Origin of the sequence: Phenylobacterium sp. (assembly GCF_024508875.1) — a bacterium.
Classification (GTDB): Bacteria; Pseudomonadota; Alphaproteobacteria; order Caulobacterales; family Caulobacteraceae; genus Phenylobacterium.
This window is the reverse complement of record NZ_JANINU010000267.1, coordinates 1-23,493: the sequence shown is the minus strand read 5'-3', so window position 1 is coordinate 23,493 and position 23,493 is coordinate 1. Positions and strand designations below refer to the sequence as shown.

Genomic DNA, 23,493 nt, shown 5'->3' with positions numbered 1-23,493 from the left:
GCCGCGGCTGCCGGCGCGACCGGCTGGAAGTGAAGCTGTTCGGCGGCGCGCACCTCTTCGACGGCCTTTCCGACGTCGGCGCACAGAACTCGGCCTTCGCCGAGCGCTTCATCCGCGACGAAGGCCTTCGCTACGTCGGCGGCTCGCTGCGCGGCGATCGCGCGCGCCGCATCCAATACTGGCCCGGCAGCGGCCGCGCCCGCCAGATCCTGCTGGCGCCGACCGAAGCCAAGGTCTTCGTGTCCGAGCGCCGCCAACCGGTGGCCCCGGTGCAGGACTCCGGCGCCCTGGAGCTATTCTGATGTCCGAACCCGCCGCCCGTCCGCTGGCCGAGTCGCTCGACCTGGTGGCCCGCGAGGTCACCGACCTGGTCACCGTGGGCGACCAGTTGCAGGACCTGATTTCGCGCCTGGCGGTCGCCGCAGGGCGGGTGGATCCGGCCGCGATGATGGAGGCCCAGGCGGTCGACCTGCTCAGCCAGCGCCTGTCGGGCCTGGCCAACTTCCTGCGCGCCCTGGCCGACGCCGCGCCCGCGGACGTGGCCGCCGACATCGACAAGGCCCTGCGGGTGCTCACCTTGACGGAACAGGCCCAGCGCCTGTCGACCGGTGCGCCCGAAGCGGCCGACGCCGACGATCCCATGACGTTCTGGGACTGAGGCCCGCGCGATGGCCAGCAAGAACGACCGCGTCAATCTCAGCACCGCCGAGGTCCTGTTGGCGTGTGGCGACCTGCAGGGCCTCACAGTCATGTCCGAGATGTTCGCGGGCTTCGGCTGCCATTCGCCGCGCAAGGTGCAGACGATGGCCGACGCCAAAGCCATCGTGAAGGAGAAGATCATCAACCTGATGATCGTCGACAGCGCGCTGAACGACGCCGAAGGCTATGAATTCATTAGCTGGCTTCGCCGTGCCGAACTCGACCCGAACAGTTTCGCGCCGGTGATCCTGGTGACGGGTCACACCCGGCCATCGCAGGTGTTCCGCGGTCGCGATTCCGGCGCCAGCTTCGTGGTCGCCAAGCCCGCCTCCCCGGTCGTCATGATGCAGCGGATCGTCTGGCTGCTGAACGACACCCGCAAGTTCGTAAGTTCGCCCGGCTACTGTGGGCCCGACCGCCGCGTGAAGGCGCTCGGCCCGCCGGTCGGCATCAAGGGACGTCGTCACGACGACCTGTCGGCCGAGGTCGGTCTCGCCAAGACGCCGAACCTCGACCAGAACGAAATCGACGCCCTGTTCAATCCGAAAGCTGTCGCGTGATGACCAGCAACGCCCGCATCTTCGCCGTGGAAAACAAGCTCGCAGAGATTGCGAGCCAGCCCGGAGGCCGCCGGCCCGAGGAGGCAATCCGCGCCGCCAACGCCAAGATCGAGGGGGTCCGGGGCTCCTCGATCGCCTCGCTGGTCGAGAAGGCCGAGCAGATGGGGGGCCTGGCCGCCCAGGGCCGGGCCGCCAACGACGCCTCGGTGTTCGGCGGCATCTACGACCTCAGCAACGCCATCTACGGCCTCGCGGGGTCGTTCGGCCTGACCGCCCTGGCCGAGGCCTGCTTCAGCCTATGCGACCTGGCCGACTGCTTCCGCGGCGGCGAGCCGGCCAACTGGCCGGCCATCGACGTGCATGTGGACGGCATCCGCCTGCTGGCGGGCCTGGGCGAGAAAGCCGGCGCGGCCGGCGCGGAGTCGATCCTGGAAGGGCTGCGGCGGGTCCGCGCCCGGGTCATCCCGGCGACCTGAGGCCGCGCGGGCGCCCTATCGCCTGACTTGGGGTTCGGCCGTCAGGCCTCGTGGCGCGGACGCAGGTCCGGCAAGGCGTCGGCCGCGGCCAGCAGGGCGAATTCCAACCCGCTCATGCGCGCGTCGTCTTCGTCCCGCAGGCTCTCGCGGGCGTCTTCCAGCAGTTCGACCACGCGTGGCGACAGGCCGGCGTGACGCGCGAGCTGCAGCTCGTCGTCCAGCGCGCCCTCGGCCGCCGCGGCCATCGAGGCCGAGAGGGTGGACAGCGCCTGCAACACGGCCCGGTTGAGCGCGAGGGAAGCCTGGATCTCGGCGCGCAGGTCTCCGAGCGCGAAATCGGTCTCCTCGACGGCAAGGGCGGCGGTCTTGTGCAAGGTGGGGATTCCTCGGCTGTGCTGGCTCCAAGCGTTATGGGTGGGTAGTTAATGCGGCAATAACAGCGTGCGTTTGCACCTATTGCAAATGCACGCAAATCAGGCTCATGACGGTGCTGGCGCAGCCGTCGCGCCCTGCGCCCGGAGCTGTCATGCGACGCGCCCTCCCCCAGGATTATTCTGTTGATTCAACAGGCGAATTTCCGCTCAGCCCGCCGGAATACCTGTTCTATCTGATCTTCCAGACCAGTCGACAACGCGACCTGTCGTTCGACCGGGCCGGCGGCCGCGGGACCCTCAGCCTCACCCAGCTGCGCACCCTTGCGGTGATTCGTCGCATCGAGAATTGTTCGATGAAGGACCTGGCGCTCTTCAGCGGCGTGGATCGCACCACCCTGACCCGCGCCGTCGATCAACTGGTGCGCGGCGGGCTGGTGGAAAGGTGGTCTCCTGCCGGCGATCGTCGGCGCGTTATCGTCTCGCTAAGCGCCGAGGGCGAGGCCCTGCACAGTCGCGCGGTCGAGGGCGCCGTGTCGCGCCACGCGCGGTTCACCGCTGGCCTCGACGAGACCGAAATTCGAGCGGCCGCGCGCGTTCTGCAGCGGGTGCTGCGGAACCTGATGGACGATCCGCTGGAGGCCGAGACATTGCTGGACTATGGGCGTCCCCTCGGTGGCCGCAGGGCCGCCGTCAATCGGAGTGCGCCCTGAGCCCCGTTCCCGGCCGGAGCCCGCAGGCTCCGGCCAGGTGCGCGCGCGCCTCGTTTGTGGGGGCTAGGCGGCGCGCGCCAGGGAGGCCGGATCCGCGGGGGTAAGGCGGAAACGGCCGATCAGGCCCGCAAGGCTTTCGGCCTCGCGCGCCAGGCTGTGGCTGGCCGCGGTGGTCTCTTCGACCATGGCGGCGTTCTGCTGGGTGACCTGGTCCATCTGGTTGATGGCGGTGTTGACCTCCGAAAGTGCGACGGCCTGTTCGCGCGCCGAGGCGGCGATCTCGGTGACGAGGCCGTGCATCTCGGCGACGGTGGCGCGGATCCGTTCCAGGGCCTGACCGGTCTGGGTGACGAGTTCGACGCCGTCGCCCACCTGCCGCCCGGATTCGGAAATCAGCGCCTTGATCTCGTTCGCCGCCCCCGCGGAGCGCTGGGCCAGCGCCCGAACCTCCGAGGCGACGACCGCAAAGCCCTTGCCCGCGTCGCCGGCCCGCGCCGCTTCGACGCCGGCGTTCAGGGCCAGCAGGTTGGTCTGGAAGGCGATCTCCTCGATGATCCCGATGATGTTGGAGATCTGCGCCGAGGACCGCTCGATGGCGCTCATGGCCTCGGTCGCGCGGGTGACCACTTCGCCCGACCTTGCGGCCTCGCCCTGCGCCGTGTCGGCGACCTGGCTGGCGCGGCCGGCGCCGTCGGCGGCGCGGCGCACGGTGGCGGTGACCTCGTCCAGGGCCGCCGCGGTCTCTTCCAGGCTGGCGGCTTGCTGCTCGGTGCGGCGCGACAGGTCGTCGGCCGCTTGGCTGATCTCGTCCGAGCCGGTGCGCATGCCGCTGGTGGAGGCGATCACCGCCGACATGGTCTCGGCCAGCCGGCCGACCGCGCGGTTGTAGTCGCCGCGCAGCGCCTCGTACTGGTCGGGAAAGCGCTCTTCGAGGCGCGCGGCGAGGTCGCCCTCGCTCAACCGGTTCAGCCCCGCGCCCAGCGCCGTCATCACGCGCTCGCGGGCGGCCTCGTCCTCGCGCCGGGCGGCCTCGTTGCGAGCGCGCTCCGCGTCGATCGCAGCCCGGTCGTCCGCGGCCTCCAGCTCGGCCTGCCGCTCGGCCACCGCCTGCTTGAAGGCGAACAGCGCCCGGGTCATCAACCCGATCTCGTCCTTGCGCCCGGTGTGGGGCGGATCGACGGTGAGGTCACCCTTGGAGAGCCGGTCGAGCGCGCCGGTCACGTCCACGAGGGGCTTCACCAGGATACGGCGGGCGGCCACCACAATGAGCGTCGTGACCACCACGCCCACCAGGATCAGCGCAGCCATGAGCGCCTGCGCGATCCGGGCGGCGGCCCGCGCGGACTGCGCCTCGGCGGCCGCGCTGGCTTCGATCTTCCCGGTCGCCTGCTCCATCGCCCCTTCGAGGGCGGTGAACTGCTGCAGGAACTTCGGCATCGCGGCCTGGGCGGCGGCGGGATCGCGCTCGGCCAGGGCGAGGATGGACTCGGCGCCGGAGATATACTCGCCCAGCGGCGCCTCGACCGCGGCCAGGGCGGCGCGGGAGGCGGGATCGACGGCGAGCGTCTTGTTGCGCGCGATGTCGTCGCGGAAGCTCTTGGCGTGCTCGTCCAGGTCCTTCCGCACCTGCGCGAAGGTGACGCCGCTGGCGGGATCGGCGGCGCGAAGGGCCATCAGCACGTCGGCCCGCAGGGCGTCGTGCATCATGTCGGAATCCATGTGGACCTGGACGACCTGTCCCGAACGCATCGCCCGCGAGAGCGCATCACCGAGCTGCGTCGCCGCCCATAGGCCGGTCGCGGACGTGGCCAGGGCCAGAGCCATGACGATCGCGCCGGCGGCGACGACCTTCCCATTGATGGTGTCGAGCTTCATGGCTTCCCCCGCTGCCCACCGGGGCTTTTAAGGTAAATGTCTTGCACCGACGTAAATCATGACGAAGACAGAGCGCGGACGACGGGGCTAAACACCGCACACTTCGCCCCGCCTCCCACTTATCCCATGCATTTGTAGGTGCGACATAATGCACCACGATATCCTCCACCGCGCATGTCGGGTTTCAGGATAGTAAACGCCCATTCTCTTGATGTTCTATTCTTAGAATTCCCACTTTTAACCGAGAATTAGTTTGCTCCGGTGAAATTCCCACTTCGGAATCGCCACGAGATCGCCACGATGCCCCTCCCCACCACGGCCATAGGATCGGCCGCCGCCGCCCTCCTGGCCCTGGCGGCGGCGGACCCGGCCCTGGCTGACGACGCCCCCGCCCTCAGCCTGGGCGCCGTCTACACCGCCGACATCACCGGCGTGGCCAGCGGGGTCCGCCCCCGCGCCGGCCGCTACCTCGACAACCTCGACCTCACCGCCGACCTCGACCTGGAGAAGGCGGCCGGATGGCGCGGCGCGGTGCTGCACGCCTATGTGCTGAACAATTCAGGCGCGGCGCCGAACGACGTCGCCGGCACGCTGCAGGGGATCGACAACATCGAGGTGGCGCGGCCGCGCCTGCGCCTGTTCGAGGCCTGGGTGGAGCAGACCGTCGGCCCCACCTCGGTGCGGGCGGGTCTCTACAACCTCAACAGCGAGTTCTACGCCAACGAGTCGGCGGCGCTTCTGCTGAACCCCTCGTTCGGCATCGGCTCCGAGCTTGCCGCGACCGGTCCGAACGGCCCGTCCATCTTCCCGTCCACCGCCCTGGGGGCGCGGGTCAACGTCGACCTGGGGAAGGGCCGCTACGCCCGCGCCGCGATGCTCAACGCCGAGTCCGGCGTGCTGGGAGATCCCGGTGGCGTCGACTGGAGTTTCAACGACGGCGTGCTCGCGATCGCCGAGGCGGGGTTCGACGGCCCGACACGGTTCTCGGCGGGCGCCTGGCGCTACAGCAAGCGGCAGGACGACATCCGCGACATCAATGCGCTCGGCGCTCCGCAGCGACGCCACGCGCACGGCGCATATGTGCTGGGCGAGCAGCGGATGTTCGGCTCGGACGACGGCCCCGAAGGTCACGTCTTCCTGCGCGTGGGCGTGTCCGACGGGGTGACCACCCCGTTCCGCGGCGGCTGGCAGGCCGGTGTGCTGATCGCCCGGCCGCTCGCAGGGCGTCCGGACAGTCAGCTTTCCCTGGGCCTGCAGCAGGGCATTCTGAACCGCCGCTTCCGCGAGAACCTGCGCGACGCCGGTGGGCGGCCCGCGCGCGCGGAATCGGGCGTCGAACTCACCTACTCCGACAAGCTGACGTCCCGCATCACGCTGCAGCCCGACCTGCAATGGATCCGCCATGCGGGGGGCGAAAGCCGCTCGAAGGACCGGATCGTCGCCGCCCTACGCCTGAAGATCGACCTCAGTCCCCCCACCCCAGAATGACGGGATCTGCGCCCATGCGCGAAGCGCAGGACGACGAAGACCACCGGTTCGCCCGGGTGCTCCGGGGCCGCGCAAAAGCGCGGAAGAGCCGGGCCATCGAGGCCGCGACGATCGCGGCGCTCGTCTGGCTGGCGACGCACAGCCCGCTGGTCGCGCCCTGGTTCGCGGCGGCGCTGGGCAGCGGCGCCCTGGAGGCGCTCCTGGGCCGCCGCGCCCAGGCCTCGCCCAGCGATCCCGGACGGCGCGGCTGGGCGGCCTTCAGCCTTGCCCTCAGCGCCGCCATCTACGCCTCCATCGCCGCCGTGGCGGTCGCGCCCGGCGTCTCGCCGATCGGCCTGGCAGGGGCGGTGGTGGTGCTGTGCGCCGTGGCGCTCAACAACGCCATGCTGTCGGCCGGCTCGCGCGTCGCCAGCGCGGCGCTGGTCACGCCCCCCGCCTCGCTGCTGGTCCTGACTCCGTTCTACGCGGCCTTCACGAGCAGGGGCTTCAGCCCGGCCGACACCCTGCTGCTGGCCCTGGGCGGGCTGGCCTTCCTCATCTTCATCGTCAGGCTGTCGGGCTCGATCGCCGCCGAGCGCGACGCCCTGCGCCGCATGGGCGGGGCGGCCGAGGCCGGCCGGCAGCGCTGGGGGATGGTGTTCGACAACAGCCCGGTCGCCCTCGTCTGCTTCGACGCCAGCGCCCTGCACGACCGTCTGTACGCCCAACTCCGGCCGGGGACGAGCCTGGCGGCGATCGCGCGCGCCGTGTACCCCGACACCGAGGCCCTGCGCGCCGACTCCGTGCTGATCGACGCCAACGCGGCGGCCCGCACCCTGCTGTCGCGGTACGGCGGCTTCGGCGCGTTCGGCCCCGAGTTCATGGAGGCGATGCTGGGCGGGCTCGACGCGATCGACGCCGAGGGCCACATGCCACCCTTCGAGATGGCGCTGGCCGGCCCCGACGGGCAGCGGCGGATGATCCGCGTCCAGTACCGGCTGACCTCCGGCCTCGGGCGGCCGTGGAGCCTGTGCCTCGCCACCTACTTCGACGTCACCGAGGAACACCGGGTGGCGCGCGCCCAGGACGAGGCGCGGCGCGCGGCGGAAGAGGCCAGCCGAGCCAAGAGCGAGTTCCTCGCCGTGATGAGCCACGAGATCCGCACGCCGCTGAACGGCGTGCTCGGGATGGCCCAGGCGATGGACCTGGACCCACTGCCGGCGCTGCAGCGCGACCGCCTGCGGGTGATCCGCGACAGCGGCGCGGCCCTGATGGACCTGCTCGACGACCTGCTCGACATCTCGCGGATCGAGGCCGGCCATCTGGTGCTCGAGAACGAGCCCTTCGACCTCTGCGGCGCCGCCGAGGCCGCGCACGCCGCGTTCAGCGCGCAGGCGCGGGACAAGTCGATCGCCTTCATCCTCGAGATGGAGCCCGGCCTGCGCGGGCTCTGGCGTGGCGACGCCGTGCGCGTGCGGCAGATCCTGTCGAACCTGATCTCCAACGCCGTGAAATTCACGCACGAGGGCGAGGTGTCGGTGCGCCTGTCCCGCAGCGCCGGCGGCGTCCGGATGGACATTTCCGACACCGGAATCGGCATCGCGCCCGACCGCGTGGCGCGACTGTTCGAGACCTTCGCGCAGGCCGACGCCTCGCCGACGCGGGCCTACGGCGGCAGCGGGCTGGGCCTGGCGATCTGCCAGGAGCTCTGCCGCGCCATGGGCGGGGCGATCACCGTGGGCAGCGCGCCCGGCCAGGGCAGCACCTTCACCGTCGAACTGCCGCTCCGCCAGGTGGAGCGGACCGAGACGTTGGATCCCGCCCGGCTGGGACACGGCCTCGCCGACGGCGGGATGCGGATTCTGGCCGCCGAGGACAATCCGGTGAACCAACTGGTCCTCAAGGCGCTCCTCGCCCAGCTCGGCCTGGAACCCACGATCGTCGAGAACGGCGCCGAGGCGGTCCGGGCCTGGGAGTCCGCCCACTGGGACCTGATCCTGATGGACGTGCAGATGCCGCTGATGGACGGGCCCACCGCCGCCATGACCATCCGCGCGCGGGAGGCGGTCCTCGGCCGCCCTCGCACCCCGATCCTGGCGGTGACCGCCAACACCATGGCCCACCAGCTCGCCAGCTACCGCGCCGCCGGCATCGACGACACGGTGCCCAAGCCGCTCAACGTCGCCGAACTGTTCGCGGCCATGTCGGCGGCCGTCGGGCCCGCGGCCCGCCCCGCCGAGCCCCGCCGCGCCGCGGGCTGACGCGCCACGCCGGAGGGCCTTCGGGTTCCCTTCCGGCCACCGAATGCGACTTCCGCTTGATTTGCCGGGACAACCGGTCGTTCATGGCGGGGTCCATCCGGGGGGAATGGCATGTCTCAGCTCGGCCGATCCGCCGGCTTGACGGGATTTCTGGACCTCGCACGCAAGGCGGGCGTTGACGCCTACGCACTGGCCGCCGCGGTCGGCCTGCCGCCCGAGGCGCTGACCGATCCGGACGTACAGATCTCGGGCGAACTCATGGGTCGGATGTACGAAATGGCCGCCGAGCGGTCCGGCGTGGACGACTTCGCCCTGCAGATCGCCGAGACCCGGCGCATCTCCAACCTGGGCGCCGTCGGCCTGGTGATCCGCGAGCAGCCCACGGTGCGCAAGGCCATCGCGGCCTACGCCCGGTACCAATGGCTGCAGAACGACGCCTACAGCCTGTCGCTGGAGGAATTCGGCGACCAGGCGATCCTGCGCGTCCAGGGTCCCGCGTGGCAGCAACGCCAGGAGCAGGAGCTTTCGGTGGCGACGGTGGTCCGGACATTGAAGGCGGTGCTGGGCGAGGCCTGGAAGCCGCTGGAGGTCCGCCTCACGCACGGCGCGCCGGCCCGCACCGACACGCACCGGCGGGTCTTCGGAGTGACGCCCCTGTTCAACCAGGACTGCCCGGCGGTGGTGGTTGCGCGGGAAGACCTCGACGCGGCCATCCCCACCGCCGATCCGGACATGGCCCGGCAGGTCACGGCCTATCTCGAGCAGATGACCGAAGGCCGGCGCCGGCGCGGACCGCTGCGCCATCGCGTGGGGGTGCTGGTCGTGGCGCTGCTGCCGGAAGGCCTGTGCACGGTCGAACGGGTCGCCCAGCGCCTCGGCATGGACCGCCGCACGCTCCACAGGCGGCTGGCGGCTGAGGGCGCCACGTTCTCCTCGATCGTCGATGCGACACGCCTCGACATGGCCGCGACGCTGCTCACCACCAGCGACCGGCCGTTGCAGAGCGTGGCCGACCTGCTGGGCTTTTCGAGCCTGTCGGCCTTCGCCCACTGGTTCCGGCGCAAGCACGGACAGTCGGCCAGCGCCTACCGGGCGGCCCAGACCGGGGCGAGCCAGACCGGGACGGCCCCGGCTGCGGCGGCGCTCGTGCCCGCCTGACCGGCCTCAGGCCGCGCTGGAGACCGACGGCTCGCCGGCCTCGCGCAGCACGTAGCCGCCGCCCCAGACCGTCTCGATCACATGCCGTCCGTCGGTCACCGGCGCGAGCTTCTTGCGCAGCTTGCAGATGAAGACGTCGACGATCTTGGCGCCCGGCTCCTCGCCCCCGCCGTAGAGGCTGGAGAGGAACACATCCTTGGTCAGCGTGCGTCCCTTGCGCAGCGCCATCAGCTCCAGCGTCTGGTACTCGCGGCCGGTCAGGTGGATGCGTTGGCCGTTCACATGGACCGTGCGCGCGTCCAGGTCGATGACCATGTCGCCCACGGTGATCAGCGATTGCGAGTGGCCCTTCGAGCGGCGGATCACGGCGCGCAGGCGGGCGATCATCTCGTCCTTGTGGAACGGCTTGGTCATATAGTCGTCCGCGCCGAGGCTCAGCGCCTTGACCTTGGACTCGATCTCCGCCGAGCCCGAGAGGATCATGATCGGCGTCTCGTCCTTGCTGCGTCGCAGGGTGCGCAGGACGTCCAGGCCGGACATGTCGGGCAGGCTCAGGTCGAGGATGATCAGGTCGTAGTCGTAGACCGCGGACAGGTCGATGCCGTCCTCGCCGGCCCCCGTCTTCTCCACGATGAAGCCGCTCGCGCTCAGCATGATCTCGATGCTGCGGGCCATCATCCGGTCGTCTTCGATCAAAAGCACACGCACACTGTCCTCCTCGCCGCCACGGCGGCCCCTCTCGTTGGTGGCGGCGCGGAAGGCCTTCGCCCCCGCGCCGGAATCTATCCGGCGACCTCGCGGTCGGCGTTGGATCGGCCCCGCCGCGCGAGCACGTCCCGCGCGGCGTCGAGCAGTTGCGACATGGGAAACGGCTTGGCCATGACCCGTTCGGCGCCGAGCTCCTCGGCCCATTGCAGGAAGTTGCTGGTGCGCCCGTACGCACCGCCGCCGGAGATGGCGATGATGCCCATGTCGGGCGCGGCGGCCTTCGCCTCGATGATGGTGGCGATGCCTTCCTTCTCGGGCATCACGATGTCGGTGACCATGAGATCGGGCGTCACCGCCTTGACCAACTGGACCGCCATGCGGCCGTTGCGGGCCGAATAGGCCTTGAAGCCGGCGCGCGCGAAGGCGGCGGTCATCAGCTTCAGGAGGTCGGGCTCGTCGTCGACGATCAGGACCACGCCCGCCTGCCCCGCGGGCGCCGGAACCAGGCCCAGCACGGGCGCGCTGCGCGCCTCGCGCTCGCGGCCGGCGTCCTGGAGACGCGCCACGATCTGGGTCGCCCGCGCCGCGGCGCTGAGGCCGATGTGCGCGACTTCACCCGCCTCGCTCCGCGGGGCGTGCCCTTCCCCCAGCGCCTCGCAGACCCCGGTCAGCACGCCGAGCAGGTCCTTCAGTTCCTGGGTGGGATCGAGGGTCGTTTCGGCGGGCGCGGGCCCGTCGAGCGACGTCGGCTTAGGCATTGGCGGTTCGGGACCTCGGCTACGCAGGGCGTCGTCCGGGGGGCTGCGCGGTCAGCGGGGTCGTGCCCACCCGCTCCGCACCCGTCCAGACGGCTCACGAGGAACGCCGTTATATCGTTAACTGTGCCGTAGCTTGATCCTACGGGACAGTTGCTTGAATTTCGGGGACAGAATGCTGCACTGCGACATTGTGTCATCGCAGGCGCGGGGCCAGTCGCGGCGCGCGATGTCGTGATCGTGCGCCGCGACCGGAAAGTCTAGCCTCAGTATGCCCAGATCGAGTGTAAATCCCGCTGGCGCCCGTTTCTTGGGCTACAGCAGATCTCCACCACAGGCGCCGGCGGTCGTACCGGTGGCCTTGAAGGCCTTGATCACGTTGCGGCCCACCGTCCAGCGATGGACTTCGTCGGGGCCGTCCACGAGCCGCTGCGAGCGGATGTGGGTGTACCAGGCGGCCAGCGGGGTATCGCGGCTGTAGCCCAGGGCGCCGTGCAACTGGATCGCGGTGTCGACCACGTGATGGACCATGTGGGCGAGATAGACCTTGGCGATGGAGTTCTCCTGCCGCAGGTCGAGGCCGTTCTCGGCCTTGTAGGCGATGTGCAGCAGCATGAGCCGGGCGATGTAGAGCTGGCTCGCGCACTCGGCCATCATGAACTGGACGGCCTGGCGCTCGTCGAGCTTGCGCCCGAAGGTCTCGCGCTCGGTGATGTGCGCCGCCGCCAGGTCCAGCGCCCGCTGGGCCATGGCGATGTTGTGCATGCCGTGGCGCAGGCGCCCGTAGGCCAAGCGGTGCTGGCCCATGTCGAAGCCACGCCCCTCCCCGCCCAGCAGGTTTTCCGCCGGGACGACGAGATCCTTGATCTCCACCTCGGCATGCCCGCCGCCCATGATGTGCGACAGCGGCCCCTCGGCGGCCATGGTCGGGATGTCGCGCACGATGCGATAGCCGGGGTTCGGCAGCTCTACGATGAAGGTCGAGAACTGCTGGTGGCGGGGCGCGTCCGGATCGGTGCGGGCCATCACCACCGCGATGTCGGCGGCGGTGGCGGCGGACGAGAACCACTTCTCGCCGTTCAGCACGTAGTTCTCGTTGCCGTCCTTGACCGCGACCGTGCGCATGCCGGTGGCGTCGGCGCCGGCCGCCTTCTCGGTCATCGAGTAGCAGACGCGCTTCTCACCGTTCAGCAGCGGCTTGAGGTACTTCTCCTTCTGGAACTCGGTGCCATGGGCCAGCAGGGTCAGGATGGTGGCGTCGTCCGGCCCCTGGCTGTTCATGCTGAGCGCGCCCAGGTGGCTCTGGCCAAGCTCCATCTGCACGAGGGCGTTGGCGAGCGGGCCCAAGCCCATGCCGCCGTACTCCTTGGGCACGAAGGGCAGCCACAGGCCCTGGGCGCGGGCCTTGGCGCGCAGCTCGGCCAGGACCGTCTTGTAGCTCTCCTTGTCCACCAGCCGCTTCTCGGCGGGGATGCACTCGTCCTGCACCCACTGGCGCACGCGCTCGCGGACGGCCTGGGCCTCCGCCGGGATCTCGAAGTCGATGGCCATGGGCGCCTCCCAACAGTTGTTTGATTGACCTCACCCTGCGGCGGCGCCGGGACGGCAGGCAAGGCCCCGCGACAGACTTTCTGCGGGCGCGTGCAGCACGGCTCGCTTTGACCTTGCGCGGAAGTTGGCGTTCCCTTCCGCGCCGCGAAGGAGATCGCCATGCAGGTCACGCCGCTCACCCCCGCCATCGGTGCGCTCGTCGAGGGCGTCGATCTCTCACAGGGCGTCTCGGCAGACCTCGCGGAAGCGCTGCGCCAGGCCCTGCTGAAGCACCAGGTGATCTTCTTCGAGGACCAGCACCTGACGCCGGTCCAGCACCGGGACTTCGCGGCTCGGTTCGGCCCGCTGCACACCCATCCGCTCTATCCGGGCGTGCCGGAAGCGCCCGAGCTGTTCATCCTGGACAACCACGCCGGCAACCCCACCGACAACGACGCCTGGCACACCGACGTCACCTTCATCGAGACCCCGCCGATGGGCTCGATCCTCTATGCGAAGAGCCTGCCGCCCAGCGGGGGCGACACCATCTGGGCGAACATGAAGGCGGCCTACGAGGCGCTGTCGCCGACCTTCCAAGACTTCCTGTCCGGCCTGGACGCGGTCCACGACTTCGCCCGCGGCTTCCCGCAGCGGGGCATCGTCGCCAACGCCGCGGGCGCCGAGAAGCACGCCCGGGCCATGGCCGAGCATCCGCCGGTGCTGCACCCCGTCGTGCGCACCCATCCGGAGACCGGCGAGGACGGTCTCTTCGTGAACTTCGGCTTCACCGAGCGGATCAAGGGCCTGCGCCGCAAGGAGAGCGACGCCATCCTGGGCATGCTGTTCGAGCACGTCACCAAGCCCGAGTTCCAGGTCCGCTGGCGCTGGTCGGACAACGCGATCGCTTTCTGGGACAACCGCGTGACCCAGCACTATGCGGTCAACGACTATTTGCCGGCGCGCCGCGTGATGAACCGCGCGACGATCCTGGGCGAGCGGCCGTTCCACCGCTCGCGCAAGCCCGCGCCAGCCCTCGCCGCCGAATAAGCTTTACGCGTGGAGCGCCTGCTCGGTCGCTTCCATCTCGTCGCGGATCCAGTCGTGGCCGCTGGTCACCATCACGCCTTCCAGCGCGCTGATGTGGCCGCGAAGGCGGTCGCGGATGTCCTTGGGGACGTCGTCGCGCGTGGCGATCCAGCGGGCGATCTGGTGGATGGCGAAGGCCGTGTGCAGCGCGAGCCGGTCGCGGTCGTCGTCGGAGAGCTTCATAGGCGGGCTCCGTGTTGGCGTTCCCACCATAGCACAGGCGGACGCCGGGAGTTCCCGCTCAGCTCACCGCCGCGAGCTTCGGCGGTTTCGGCAGCCCCAGCGCGCCGGCGATGCGATCCTGGAACCAGGCGACGCCCACCTCGTGCTTCGGCGACAGGACCCCGCCCTGGTAGACGCCGACCTCCAGGTTGCGCTGCACCTCCTCGCAGACCTGCAGGTCCTGGGCGGTGACGAGGTCGGAGAACTTCAGCATCTCGGTGAGCTCGGCCTTCCGCTCGGGCTCGTAGAAGTAGAAGTAGTCCAGCCGGGTCAGGGAGGGGCCCAGCGCCGTCATCCGCTCCATCATGTAGCCGTGGCGGTAGACGTTGACGCCGAGGTTCGGCCACAGCCAGCCCCACACCCCGCCGTAGACACTGGCGTCGCGCGGCGGCGCGGCGGCGAACACCACCTCCCCCACCACCTCGGTCCGGTACTCGGCCACCACCACGTCGCTGTCGAACTCGGGATGGACCTTCTGGATGTGATAGCCCTCGAGGTAGTTCTCGACATAGGTCTTCCAGTTGCAGCCGATCTGGTGGGTCCGCTTCTCCACCAGGGGCAGCGCCGACTGGTCGTCGGGCCAGCGGGCCGCCAGCGGGGCGACGAGGTCGGCCAGGGGCTCGGCGGCCAGGTCCAGGTTCACGAAGACGAGGCCGCGCCAGGTCTCCACCCGGATCGGAAACAGGCCGTACTGGCGCGGATCGAAGCCCGGCGCCTTGCCGAAGTCCACCGCGCTGCGCAGCCGCCCGTCCAAGGCGTAGCGCCAGCCGTGATAGCGACAGGTGAAGCCCTCCGAGCAGTTGCCCGCGCCGTCGGCGACCAGGGCGCCCGCACGGTGGCGGCAGACGTTGTGGAAGCCCGCGAGCGCGCCCTCGGCGTTGCGCACGACCACCACGGGCGCGCCGCCCACCACGTCGGCCAGATAGTCGCCGGCGTTCGGCGCCATGCTCTCGTGGCCCACGAACTGCCAGGTGCGGCGCAGGACGTTCACGCGGTCGTTCCGCAGCGCCTCTTCGCCTCGATACAGTTCGACCGGCAGCATCTGATCCTCCCTGGGGAAAGCGCCCCGAGATTAGCGGCGGCGCACGGAAAGATACAGGAGGGCGGCCAGGGGAACCGGGATCAGCGACAGCGCGAGCTCGATCGGCTTGGCCCCCGAGACCAGCAGCGCCGCGAAGGCGACAGCCGCGGCCGCGTTGGCCAGCGCCGCTCCCCGCCGGCCGGGACTGAACCCCATGGCGATCCGCGCCAGCGACAGCGCGGCGAGGGTGTAGGTGTAAATCGAGAGCAGCGAGCAGGCGTTGATGATCGTCGAGAACTGCTTGGCCAGGCTCGGGTTCTCGGTGGCGATGGCGAAGACGGTCATCAGGCCGCCGCCCACGAGCAGGTTCGCGGGAGAGGCGCGCTCGCCGGGCCGCGTGCGGAAGATGCGGGGGAACAGGCCCTCGTCGGCGGCGCCCCGCGTGGTCTCCGCGACCACGAGCGTCCAGCCCGTCACGCAGCCGGCGGTGCGCAGGAAGGCGCAGGCCGCGATGGCGGCGCCGACCGCAGCGCCGACCGCCGCCTTCGCGGCGTCTCCGAAGGGCGCGTCCGACTTCGCCAGCGCCTCGGCCGGCAGGATGCCCATGATCGCCGAGGTCGCCGAGATGTAGAGCGCCGCCGCACCTAACACGCCGAGGATCGTGGCGCGCGGCACGTTGCGGGTGGGATCGCGCACGACGCCGGCCGTGGCGGCCGCGCACTCCATGCCGAGGAAGGCCCAGAAGGCGTTGAGCGCCGAGGCGCCCACGGCCTTGTCCAGCGGCTGGTGCAAGGGGTTCCAGGAGCCCGCGAACACATCGCCCTTGAAGAAGAACCAGCCGGCCGTCGCCGCCAGGATCACCGGCAGGAGGCCGAGGCCCAGCGTCAGCCCCTCGGTCCGGGCCACCACGCGCGGGCCCATCCAGCAAAGGCCGACGGAGGCCCAGATGATGGCGATGGTGACGAGCAGGCGCGCGGCGGGCTGCGCCAGGGCGGGGATGAGGAACCCGGCCGCACCCGCCGCCGCGAGGGCGATCGCAACCGCGCCGGCCCAGCACGACGTCCAGAAAATGACCGCCGCCTCGGCGCCGGCGAACGGGCCGAGGCCCGCGCGCACATAGCCGGGAACGCTGTCCGCTCCCGCCACCTCGGCCGACAGCCACACGAACACCCCCGAGATCGCCAAAGCGGCGAAGGTCGCCACAAGCCAGCCCAGGATGGAGATCGAGCCGATGGAGCCCATGGTGGCCGGCAGCAGGTAGACGCCCGAGCCGATCATCGCGCCGGCGACCAGGGCGGCGGCGCCCAGCATGCCCACCTTCGGGTGGTGGTCCGGGACGCTCGCCTGCCCCGCCGTGGTGTCCGCCATCAAATCGCCCCTGAGACTCAGGCGACTATGGGCGGTCGAGGGACCTACGCAAAGCCTGCCGCCGTTCGCGGCTTGACAGCCGAATTTACAGGCGTAGCGTCCGCATCAAGCTACGGATGTAAGATGTCTAAGATCTCGGGCGCCGAAAGCCACATCATGGAAGCCCTCTGGGGCAAGGGACCGATGACCGCCGAGGAGCTGGTCCAGTCGGTGGGTCCCGAGCAGCAATGGGGCGAAGCCACCGTCAAGACGCTGATCAACCGGCTGCTGAAGAAGAAGGCCCTGAAGTCCGAACGTTCGGGCGGCCGGGCGCTCTACCAGCCGCTGGTCAGCCGTGAGGAATACGTCACCGGCGAGAGCCAGGGCCTGCTCGACCGGCTGTTCGGCGGCCAGCTCGCTCCGCTGGTCGCCCACTACGCCCGCCACCGCGACCTCTCGCCCGCCGAGGTGGAGCGCCTAAAGAAGCTGATCTCGGAGCTCGAGTCGGACCATGAATGAGTCGCTGTACGTCGTGCTCGGCGCCTATCCCGCCGCGACGCTCGCAACGGCCTTCGTGCAGATCAACCTCGTCGGGGCGGCCGCCATCCTGGCCGTCGCCCTGTTCCGCATTCCCGCCCGCCGCGCCTTCGGCCCGGCCCAGGCCTACCACCTCTGGCTCGTGCCGCCGCTGGCGGCGGCCATCGCCCTGGTCATCCACCTGGCGCGCAAGCCTGCCGATCCGGCGATCTTCGGCATCGACTCCGACCTGCTGGCGCTGGGCGCCGCCGTCTGGTCGGTGGGCGCGGCCGCCGTCGCGCTGCTGTTCGCGGTCTCCCAGGCCAGGTTCCTGCGCCAGGTGCGGGCCGGCCTCGCCGGTCCGGCCGTAGTCGGCCTGATCTCGCCGCGGATCGTGATGCCCGCCGACGACGCCGGCTACACCGACGCCGAACGCGAGCTGATCCGCGCGCACGAACGCGAGCACGTGGCGCGCAAGGACCCCCGCGGCGTGGCCTTCGTGGCGCTGTGGCAGGTGCTGGCGTGGTTCAACCCGGCGATCCACCTGGCCGCCGCCCTGATCCGGCTCGACCAGGAGCTGGCCTGCGACGCGGCGGTGGTGATGACCCGGCCCGGCTGCCGGGCGCTGTACGCCAAGACCTTGCTCAAGACCCAGCTCGCGGCGACGCCGCTGCCGCTCGGCTGCTACTGGCCGGCCCGGGGCCGCCACCCCTTGGAAGTGCGCATTGGCGCCCTGAAGCGCGAGCGGACCGAACTGCCGCGCACGCCCGGGGGCGTGGTCGTCGCCGCCACGGTGGACGCCATCCGCCCCTAGGATCTTCGGCGGCGCCATAAATCCGCCGCCCCGGCCGCGCCGACTGACCGTCCAAGGTCGCTTGACAGTCAAATTTACACTCGTAATGTTACCCACAAGGTACAGGCGTAAGACGCCGGCGAGCACAGGCTGAAGAGCTTGGGGAGTGAAGCGATGACGAGCGAGGTCCTGGCCGGCCTGCTGCGTGCGAACCTGGTCCTGGCGATCGGGATCCTGGCCGTGATGGCGCTCCGCCGCCCGGCCCGCCGCGTCTTCGGGCCCGAGGTCGCCTATGGCCTCTGGGCGATCCCGCCCCTTGCCGCGCTCGCCTCCCTGATGCCCGCCCGGGTCGAGGACGACGCCCCGCAGGTCCACGCTTTCACCGCCGCCCTGGCCGACGTCTCGGCGCCGGCCCTGATCGCGTGGGCGGCCGGCGCCCTGCTGCTGGTGGCGGGACTAGCCCGCGCCCAGGCGATGTTCATGGCGGACGCGCGGCGGGGCAAGGCCGGGCCCGCCGTCGTGGGCGTCATCACCCCACGCGTCCTGATGCCGGCCGACGACGGAACCTACACCGCCGAGGAACGCGCCCTGATCCGCGCGCACGAGCGCGAGCACGTCGCCCGCCGCGACCCGCGCGCCGGCGCGGTCGCCGCCGCCCTTCAGGCGCTGTGCTGGTTCAACCCGCTGGTCCACTTGGGCGCCCACCTGATGCGCCTCGACCAGGAGCTGGCCTGCGACGCCGCCGTCCTGCGCCGCCGCCCACACGACCGGGCGCTCTATGCCCGCACGCTGCTGAAGACCCAGCTCGCCGCCCAGCCCCTGCCGTTCGGCTGCTACTGGCCGGCCGCCGGCCTGCACCCGCTGGAGGTGCGCGTCGCGCAGATGAAGGTGGAGCCGCGGTTCGAAGCCTTCTATGGGGCGCTGCTCGTCGCCTCCGCGGTCGCGTCGGCGGTGGTCGCGGCCTGGAACCTGCAGCCGCCCGCGCCACGGCCGGGCGAGCTGGTCGACCTCTGGCAGCGGCAACAGCGGCATCCCGTCACCTCGGTCATGCTGGTCAGCCTGCCGCCGCGCCCCGCGGCCGAAACCCCCGACCGCTGACCGCCTAGCCCTCACCTTCGGAGAGTCCGATGCCGAACCCGCTTGCCCGGGCGCGATGGCTCGCGCCTGCGCTGCTGCTCGCCCCCCTGTCCTGCACGTTCGCAGGCTGCGGCGCGCCCCAGGCCGAGGCCCGCTTCGCCGCGGCCCAGGCCGCCGCCGATCCGACCCGCCTGTGGGAGGTGACCGCCTTCGACAACGGCGGGCGGCCGATCGGGCGCGTGCTGGTGTGCGCCGACCGGACGCTGACCGACGGCTTCGCACGGGCCGGCGCCGAGGTGAACAGGCAGCCCTGCGTGACCCCGCGCGAAGGCGTCCAGCGGCCGGGTCTCTACGCCACCCGCTGCGAGCTGAACGGCCGGCGCTTCGCGATCACCGCCACACGCACCGGCGATGAGACCCGTGACTTCACCGTGGCGTTCGCGATCCACACGCTGGATGGCGGACCCGAGGGTGTGGCCCGCCAGGTGAGACGCTACCGCGCCGTCGGTCGCTGCCCCTCCGGCTGGCGCATCGGCGACCAGGTTCGCCGCGATGGTGCACCGGCGCAGAACGCGATCTCGGGGAGCTGGGGCGAATGATCGGCCTCCTCCTCGCCCAGGCGGTCGCGGCGGCGGCGCCGGCGGAGGGCGCCATCGCCTACCCGCCCGCCTTCTTCGCGGCTCAGCATCCGGCCAACGCCGCCGAGATGCTGGCCCGCGTGCCCGGCTTCATCCTCGACACCGGCAGCGACGCCCGGGGCTTCGAGGGCTCGGCCGGCAACGTCCTGGTCGACGGACGCCGCCCCGCGTCCAAGACCGACAACCTGCAGCAGATCCTGGAGCGCATCCCCGCCGCCAAGGTGGCGCGGATCGAGGTCGTGCGCGGCGGCGCGCCGGGCGTCGACATGCAGGGCAAGGCCGTGCTGGCCAATGTCGTTCTGAAGGGCGAGAGCGGCCTGCGCGGCCAGGTCGAGGCCGAGGGCTTCGACGCGGGCGATGGCCGCCACTTCGGCGCGCTCAAGTTCCAGGCCTCGGGCGGCGGCGCGCGCAACTGGGAGGTCTCCGGCCTCATGGGGCGCGGCTTCAGCGGCCTGCTGGGCCAAGGCGTCGGCCGGTCCGGCACGTCCGCCGGGCCTGGCGCCAGCGTCCGGATCGACACCGAGGACGACGGGCCGCTGCGCCAGTTCACCGGCGCCTACGAGCAGCCCGTGGCGAGCGGCAAGCTGCGGCTGAACACCTTCATCTACAACGACCGGGTCAAGTTCGAGGAGGACGACGTCGACACGGTCACGGGGGCGGTCTCGGCGTACGACGAGATCAACCCCAACAGCACCCGCGAACTCGGCGCCAACTTCAGCCGCACGCTCTCCTCGCGCACCCGGCTGGAACTCGTGGGCCTGTGGCAGCGCAATGGCTTCGGCGTGACGGGCGTGTCGTCGGGCCCCGACGGGCGCGAGGTGTTCGACGTCGACCGGATCACACGCGAGACCATCGCGCGCGCCGTCGTGAAGCAGACCTGGACCCCGGCCTTCGCGATCGAGCTCGGCGCCGAGGCGGCGCGCAACCGCCTGCGTAGCGCCTCCAGCTTCCAGGCCGACGGCGTGGACGTCCCGCTGCCCGCCGCCAACGTCGGCGTCCGCGAGCGCCGCGCGGAAGCCTTCGCCAAGGCGAGCTGGCGCATCGCGCCGGCGTGGAGCCTGGACGGCCAGATCCGCTACGAGCGCTCGACGATCGCGGCGGCAGGCGACGTCCAACTGGAAAAGACGCTCAGCTACGTGAAGCCGCGCCTGGTCATCACATGGTCGCCCTCGGCCGCGGCCCAGGTGCGCCTGCGGGGCGAGCGCGAGGTGGGCCAGCTCGACTTCGACTCGTTCGTGGCGCGCGGCAGCCTGAACAGCGCCACCGGCGTCACCGCGGGCAACCCGGACCTGGAGCCGGAGCGCGCGTGGGTGGCCGAGGCGGCCTTCGAGCAGCGGTTCTGGGAACGCGGCGCGCTCGTGCTCACCGCCACGCACGCCGAGGTCCAGGGGGTCGTGGACCGCGGGCCCGTCTTCACCCCCGCCGGGGCGTTCGACCGCCCGGCCAACATCGGTGACGGCTCGCGCGACACGCTGCGGCTGGAGCTGACGGCGCCACTGGACCGGCTCGGCCTGCGGCGCGGGCTGCTGAAAGGCTTCATCGTCCGCCGCTGGTCGGAAGTGGACGATCCGACTACGGCGACCTCGCGCCGGATTTCCGGCCAGCGACCCGTGGAGTGGGAGGTGAAGGTCACCCAGGACCTGCCGGCCCGCAACCTGACCTGGGGCGTGGAGCTCTACGGCGGCTACCAGCAGACCTACTACCGGTTCAACGCGACCGACACCTTCAAACTGGACCCGTTCCTGATGACCTACGTGGAATGGCGGCCCCGGCCCGACGTGCAGGTGCGCGTGGAGTGGGAGAACATCACCCAGCGCGGCTATCGCCAGTCCACGACGACGTTCTCCGGCGTGCGCGACGCGGAGGGCCGCGGCCCGGCGGCGCTGTCGGACCGTAACTTCCATTTCGGCCAGATCGTCTACGCCCGCGTTCGCAAGACCTTCGGCGGTTGAGCGGGGCCGCGCACGCCTCTAGCTTTCCCGCCAACCAGAACCGCGGGAGTGAACGTCGTGCCGGAAGCCATCCTCGAACCCGAACTGCCGATCGTCGATCCGCATCATCACCTGTGGGACCGGCGGGGCTACGTGGCCGAGGGCGCCGAGCATCCGTTCATGACGGCGATCCGGCCGGCCCAGCGCTATCTGCTGGACGAGCTGATGGCCGACACCGGGAGCGGCCACAATGTGATCGCCACCGTGTTCGTCGAGTGCGGCGCGTTCTACAAGGCCGGCGGGCCGGTCGAGATGCAGCCGGTGGGCGAGACCGAATTCGTCAACGGCGTCGCGGCGATGAGCGCCAGTGGGATCTATGGCGGCTTCCGCGCCTGCGCCGGCATCGTCGGCCGCGCGGACCTTTTGCTGGGCGACGCCGTGGCCCCCGTGCTGGAGACTCACATCAAGGCCGGCGGCGGACGTTTCCGCGGCATCCGCAACAGCGCCTCGTGGAACGCGGACAAGGACGTTCTGGGGCCGCTGAACCGCGTGCCGGAAGGCCTCTATCGCGACAGCAAGTTCCGCGAGGGGTTTAAGCGGCTCGCCCCACTTGGCCTGTCGTTCGACGCCTGGTTGCTGGAGCCGCAGCTTCCCGACGTGATCGACTTGGCCCGCGCCTTCCCGGACACCACGATCGTGCTCGACCACGTCGGCACGCCCCTGGGCCGCGCCAGCTATGCCGGCAAGCTGCCGGAACGGTTCGCGGGCTGGAAGGCGAACATCCAGGAGCTGGCCAAGTCACCCAACGTGGTGGTGAAGCTGGGCGGCCTGGCCATGGCGTTCTGCAACTTCCCCTCATTCCTCGCCGAGCCCCGCGCGCCGTCGGAACAGCTCGCGAAGGAATGGGGCCCCTACATCGAGACATGCATCGAGGCGTTCGGCGCCGAGCGCTGCATGTTCGAGAGCAACTTCCCGGTCGACATGGGGAGTTGCGACTACGCCACCCTCTGGAACGCCTTCAAGCACCTCGCCAAAGGCGCCTCGGCCACGGAGAAGACGGCGCTGTTCTCGGGCACGGCGACCAAAGTCTACCGGCTGGAGCTGTAGTCCCTCCCTTAATGGGGAGGGACAGACGACGAAGTCGTGAGGGTGGGGCGGCCGCGATCAGGCCCAGAGCCTAGTCAAGTATCCCCCACCCGTCTCGCTGCGCTCGCCACCCTCCCCGCAAGGGGGGAGGGACAGGCGGCCCTACGGCTTGTTCGTGCTCCACTTCGGCGGCGGCGCGACATAGGCGCGGAAGACGTCCAGGACCGCCGGGGTGCTGTCGGCGTAGACCAGCATGTCCACGTAGGTCTGGCCGATGAAGCCGTTGTCGGCCGTATGCTGGATCATCTGGCGCAGCAGGTCGTAGTAGCCGCCAACGTTCACGAAGCCGCACGGCTTGGCGTGGATTCCGAGCAGCGCCCAGGTCCACTGTTCGAAGATCTCCTCGAACGTTCCGGGGCCGCCCGGCAGGCAAAGAAAGCCGTCCGACAGCTCCGCCATCTTCAATTTCCGCTCATGCATGGATTTCACCACATGCAGTTCGGAGAGGCCCTTGTGGGCGATTTCCTGGTTGACCAGGTCTTCCGGCATGACGCCGACGACGCGGCCGCCCGCAGCCAGGCAGGCGTCGGCGACGGCGCCCATCAGCCCGACTTTTCCTCCGCCATATACGAGGGTTAGCCCCTGACGGGCGATCTCGGCCCCGGCCCTTTGGGCCTCTTCCAGGAAGCGCGGATCGGTCCCGGGAGACGACCCGCAATAGACGCAGATGCTCTTCACGAAGGGCCTCGACGGGCTGTGGCGAAAGGGTCGCTGCCTTAGTCCGATTGCGAACGGGAGTCACGACCGCTGGTCTTGCTCAAATTCCACCGCTACAACTTGTCCTACGGCTCGTCAGCGCGATTAGCCGGGCGCCGCTTCATGGGCGGCGTGGGACTTCTATCTCTGTAGGTTGCGACGATATGGCGAGCGGCACGGTAAAGTGGTTCAATACGGCTAAGGGTTTTGGCTTCGTTCAACCGGACGACGGCGGATCTGACGTCTTCATTCACATTTCGGCCCTGAACCAGGCCGGTCTCGACAGCCTCGATGAAGGCGACAAGGTCGAGTACGAACTCGAGCAGGATCGGCGCTCGGGCAAGCTGGCGGCGACGCAGATCGTCGTCACCGAGAAGGGCGCGCCCCAGCCGCGTCGCAGCGGCGGCGGCGGCTTCGGCGGCGGTGACCGCGGTGGCTATGGCGACC

At 70.5% G+C, this 23,493-nt stretch carries 23 protein-coding genes and 2 pseudogenes; 16 read left to right on the top strand and 9 right to left on the bottom strand.

Annotation, left to right across the window (positions count from 1 at the left end; translation table 11 throughout):
* The 4 genes and pseudogenes from Q0L11_RS18445 to Q0L11_RS18430 form a co-directional block, all read left to right on the top strand.
* Positions 1-302 (top strand): annotated as a pseudogene (locus tag Q0L11_RS18445) (chemotaxis protein CheD); the annotation flags it as partial.
* Positions 302-658, top strand: coding sequence for a hypothetical protein (locus Q0L11_RS18440; protein ID WP_296599170.1), 357 nt, complete (start codon positions 302-304; stop codon positions 656-658). The pseudogene Q0L11_RS18445 and the gene Q0L11_RS18440, both read left to right, overlap by 1 nt.
* 10 nt (positions 659-668) lie before the next feature.
* A complete protein-coding gene (locus Q0L11_RS18435) occupies positions 669-1,259 on the top strand; it encodes a response regulator (protein ID WP_296599169.1) in 591 nt (196 codons plus the stop codon).
* Complete coding sequence (locus Q0L11_RS18430) at positions 1,259-1,735, top strand: hypothetical protein (protein ID WP_296599168.1); 477 nt, start codon at positions 1,259-1,261, stop codon at positions 1,733-1,735. The genes Q0L11_RS18435 and Q0L11_RS18430 overlap by 1 nt, the downstream gene beginning before the upstream one ends.
* A 41-nt stretch (positions 1,736-1,776) precedes the next feature.
* Here Q0L11_RS18430 and Q0L11_RS18425 read toward each other — a convergent pair whose 3' ends face one another.
* A complete protein-coding gene (locus Q0L11_RS18425; protein ID WP_296599167.1) occupies positions 1,777-2,109 on the bottom strand; it encodes a hypothetical protein in 333 nt (110 codons plus the stop codon).
* Positions 2,110-2,261: 152 nt separating this feature from the next.
* Between Q0L11_RS18425 and Q0L11_RS18420 the strand changes: the two genes are divergently transcribed.
* Positions 2,262-2,819, top strand: a complete 558-nt coding sequence (locus tag Q0L11_RS18420; RefSeq protein ID WP_296599165.1) for a MarR family winged helix-turn-helix transcriptional regulator — start codon at positions 2,262-2,264, stop codon at positions 2,817-2,819.
* 63 nt (positions 2,820-2,882) lie between these two features.
* Here Q0L11_RS18420 and Q0L11_RS18415 read toward each other — a convergent pair whose 3' ends face one another.
* Positions 2,883-4,694 (bottom strand): methyl-accepting chemotaxis protein, encoded by a 1,812-nt coding sequence (locus Q0L11_RS18415; RefSeq protein WP_296599163.1) that lies wholly within the window; start codon positions 4,692-4,694, stop codon positions 2,883-2,885.
* 300 nt (positions 4,695-4,994) lie between these two features.
* Here Q0L11_RS18415 and Q0L11_RS18410 point away from each other — a divergent pair, with 300 nt between their 5' ends.
* From Q0L11_RS18410 to Q0L11_RS18400, 3 genes are all read left to right on the top strand, one after another.
* A complete protein-coding gene (locus tag Q0L11_RS18410; protein ID WP_296599162.1) occupies positions 4,995-6,182 on the top strand; it encodes a carbohydrate porin in 1,188 nt (395 codons plus the stop codon).
* A 14-nt stretch (positions 6,183-6,196) separates the two neighbouring features.
* On the top strand, positions 6,197-8,422 hold the full coding sequence (locus Q0L11_RS18405; protein ID WP_296599161.1) for an ATP-binding protein: 2,226 nt from the start codon (positions 6,197-6,199) through the stop codon (positions 8,420-8,422).
* 111 nt (positions 8,423-8,533) lie between these two features.
* The gene (locus Q0L11_RS18400; RefSeq protein WP_296599160.1) at positions 8,534-9,580 is read left to right on the top strand and encodes an AraC family transcriptional regulator; all 1,047 of its coding nucleotides are present in this window, start codon (positions 8,534-8,536) and stop codon (positions 9,578-9,580) included.
* A gap of 6 nt (positions 9,581-9,586) precedes the next feature.
* On the opposite strand, the gene Q0L11_RS18395 is transcribed toward Q0L11_RS18400, so the two are convergent.
* The 3 genes from Q0L11_RS18395 to Q0L11_RS18385 all read right to left on the bottom strand — a co-directional run bounded on the left by Q0L11_RS18395 (position 9,587) and on the right by Q0L11_RS18385 (position 12,594).
* Complete coding sequence (locus Q0L11_RS18395; protein WP_296599158.1) at positions 9,587-10,288, bottom strand: response regulator transcription factor; 702 nt, start codon at positions 10,286-10,288, stop codon at positions 9,587-9,589.
* A gap of 74 nt (positions 10,289-10,362) precedes the next feature.
* On the bottom strand, positions 10,363-11,046 hold the full coding sequence (locus Q0L11_RS18390; protein ID WP_296599155.1) for a response regulator: 684 nt from the start codon (positions 11,044-11,046) through the stop codon (positions 10,363-10,365).
* 312 nt (positions 11,047-11,358) lie between these two features.
* Entirely contained in the window at positions 11,359-12,594 is a 1,236-nt protein-coding gene (locus tag Q0L11_RS18385) for an acyl-CoA dehydrogenase family protein (RefSeq protein WP_296599154.1), read from the bottom strand.
* Positions 12,595-12,753: 159 nt separating this feature from the next.
* Between Q0L11_RS18385 and tauD the strand changes: the two genes are divergently transcribed.
* The gene (gene tauD / locus Q0L11_RS18380) at positions 12,754-13,620 is read left to right on the top strand and encodes a taurine dioxygenase (protein ID WP_296599152.1); all 867 of its coding nucleotides are present in this window, start codon (positions 12,754-12,756) and stop codon (positions 13,618-13,620) included.
* 3 nt (positions 13,621-13,623) lie between these two features.
* Here the strand turns inward: tauD and Q0L11_RS18375 are convergent, their stop codons facing one another.
* From Q0L11_RS18375 to Q0L11_RS18365, 3 genes are read right to left on the bottom strand one after another with little or no spacing between them, the layout of a single operon-like run.
* Positions 13,624-13,842: a hypothetical protein gene (locus Q0L11_RS18375; RefSeq protein ID WP_296599151.1), complete on the bottom strand. Its 219-nt coding sequence runs from the start codon at positions 13,840-13,842 to the stop codon at positions 13,624-13,626.
* 58 nt (positions 13,843-13,900) lie between these two features.
* On the bottom strand, positions 13,901-14,923 hold the full coding sequence (locus Q0L11_RS18370) for an SRPBCC family protein (protein ID WP_296599149.1): 1,023 nt from the start codon (positions 14,921-14,923) through the stop codon (positions 13,901-13,903).
* A 30-nt stretch (positions 14,924-14,953) separates the two neighbouring features.
* Positions 14,954-16,270, bottom strand: coding sequence for an amino acid permease (locus Q0L11_RS18365; protein WP_296599147.1), 1,317 nt, complete (start codon positions 16,268-16,270; stop codon positions 14,954-14,956).
* A gap of 123 nt (positions 16,271-16,393) precedes the next feature.
* Here Q0L11_RS18365 and Q0L11_RS18360 point away from each other — a divergent pair, with 123 nt between their 5' ends.
* From Q0L11_RS18360 to Q0L11_RS18335, 6 genes are all read left to right on the top strand, one after another.
* Positions 16,394-16,768: a BlaI/MecI/CopY family transcriptional regulator gene (locus Q0L11_RS18360; RefSeq protein WP_296599146.1), complete on the top strand. Its 375-nt coding sequence runs from the start codon at positions 16,394-16,396 to the stop codon at positions 16,766-16,768.
* The gene (locus Q0L11_RS18355; RefSeq protein ID WP_296599145.1) at positions 16,761-17,579 is read left to right on the top strand and encodes a M56 family metallopeptidase; all 819 of its coding nucleotides are present in this window, start codon (positions 16,761-16,763) and stop codon (positions 17,577-17,579) included. The genes Q0L11_RS18360 and Q0L11_RS18355 overlap by 8 nt, the downstream gene beginning before the upstream one ends.
* 153 nt (positions 17,580-17,732) lie before the next feature.
* Positions 17,733-18,656, top strand: coding sequence for a M56 family metallopeptidase (locus Q0L11_RS18350; RefSeq protein WP_296599144.1), 924 nt, complete (start codon positions 17,733-17,735; stop codon positions 18,654-18,656).
* Between the two features lie 29 nt (positions 18,657-18,685).
* Positions 18,686-19,234, top strand: coding sequence for a hypothetical protein (locus tag Q0L11_RS18345; RefSeq protein WP_296599142.1), 549 nt, complete (start codon positions 18,686-18,688; stop codon positions 19,232-19,234).
* Complete coding sequence (locus Q0L11_RS18340) at positions 19,231-21,225, top strand: TonB-dependent siderophore receptor (protein WP_296599139.1); 1,995 nt, start codon at positions 19,231-19,233, stop codon at positions 21,223-21,225. The genes Q0L11_RS18345 and Q0L11_RS18340 overlap by 4 nt, the downstream gene beginning before the upstream one ends.
* Before the next feature lie 57 nt (positions 21,226-21,282).
* Positions 21,283-22,311, top strand: a complete 1,029-nt coding sequence (locus tag Q0L11_RS18335; RefSeq protein ID WP_296599138.1) for an amidohydrolase — start codon at positions 21,283-21,285, stop codon at positions 22,309-22,311.
* Between the two features lie 141 nt (positions 22,312-22,452).
* Here Q0L11_RS18335 and Q0L11_RS18330 read toward each other — a convergent pair whose 3' ends face one another.
* A complete protein-coding gene (locus Q0L11_RS18330; RefSeq protein WP_296599137.1) occupies positions 22,453-23,028 on the bottom strand; it encodes a TIGR00730 family Rossman fold protein in 576 nt (191 codons plus the stop codon).
* Positions 23,029-23,210: 182 nt separating this feature from the next.
* Here Q0L11_RS18330 and Q0L11_RS18325 point away from each other — a divergent pair.
* Positions 23,211-23,408 (top strand): annotated as a pseudogene (locus Q0L11_RS18325) (cold-shock protein); the annotation flags it as partial.
* Between the last annotated feature and the right edge of the window lie 85 nt (positions 23,409-23,493).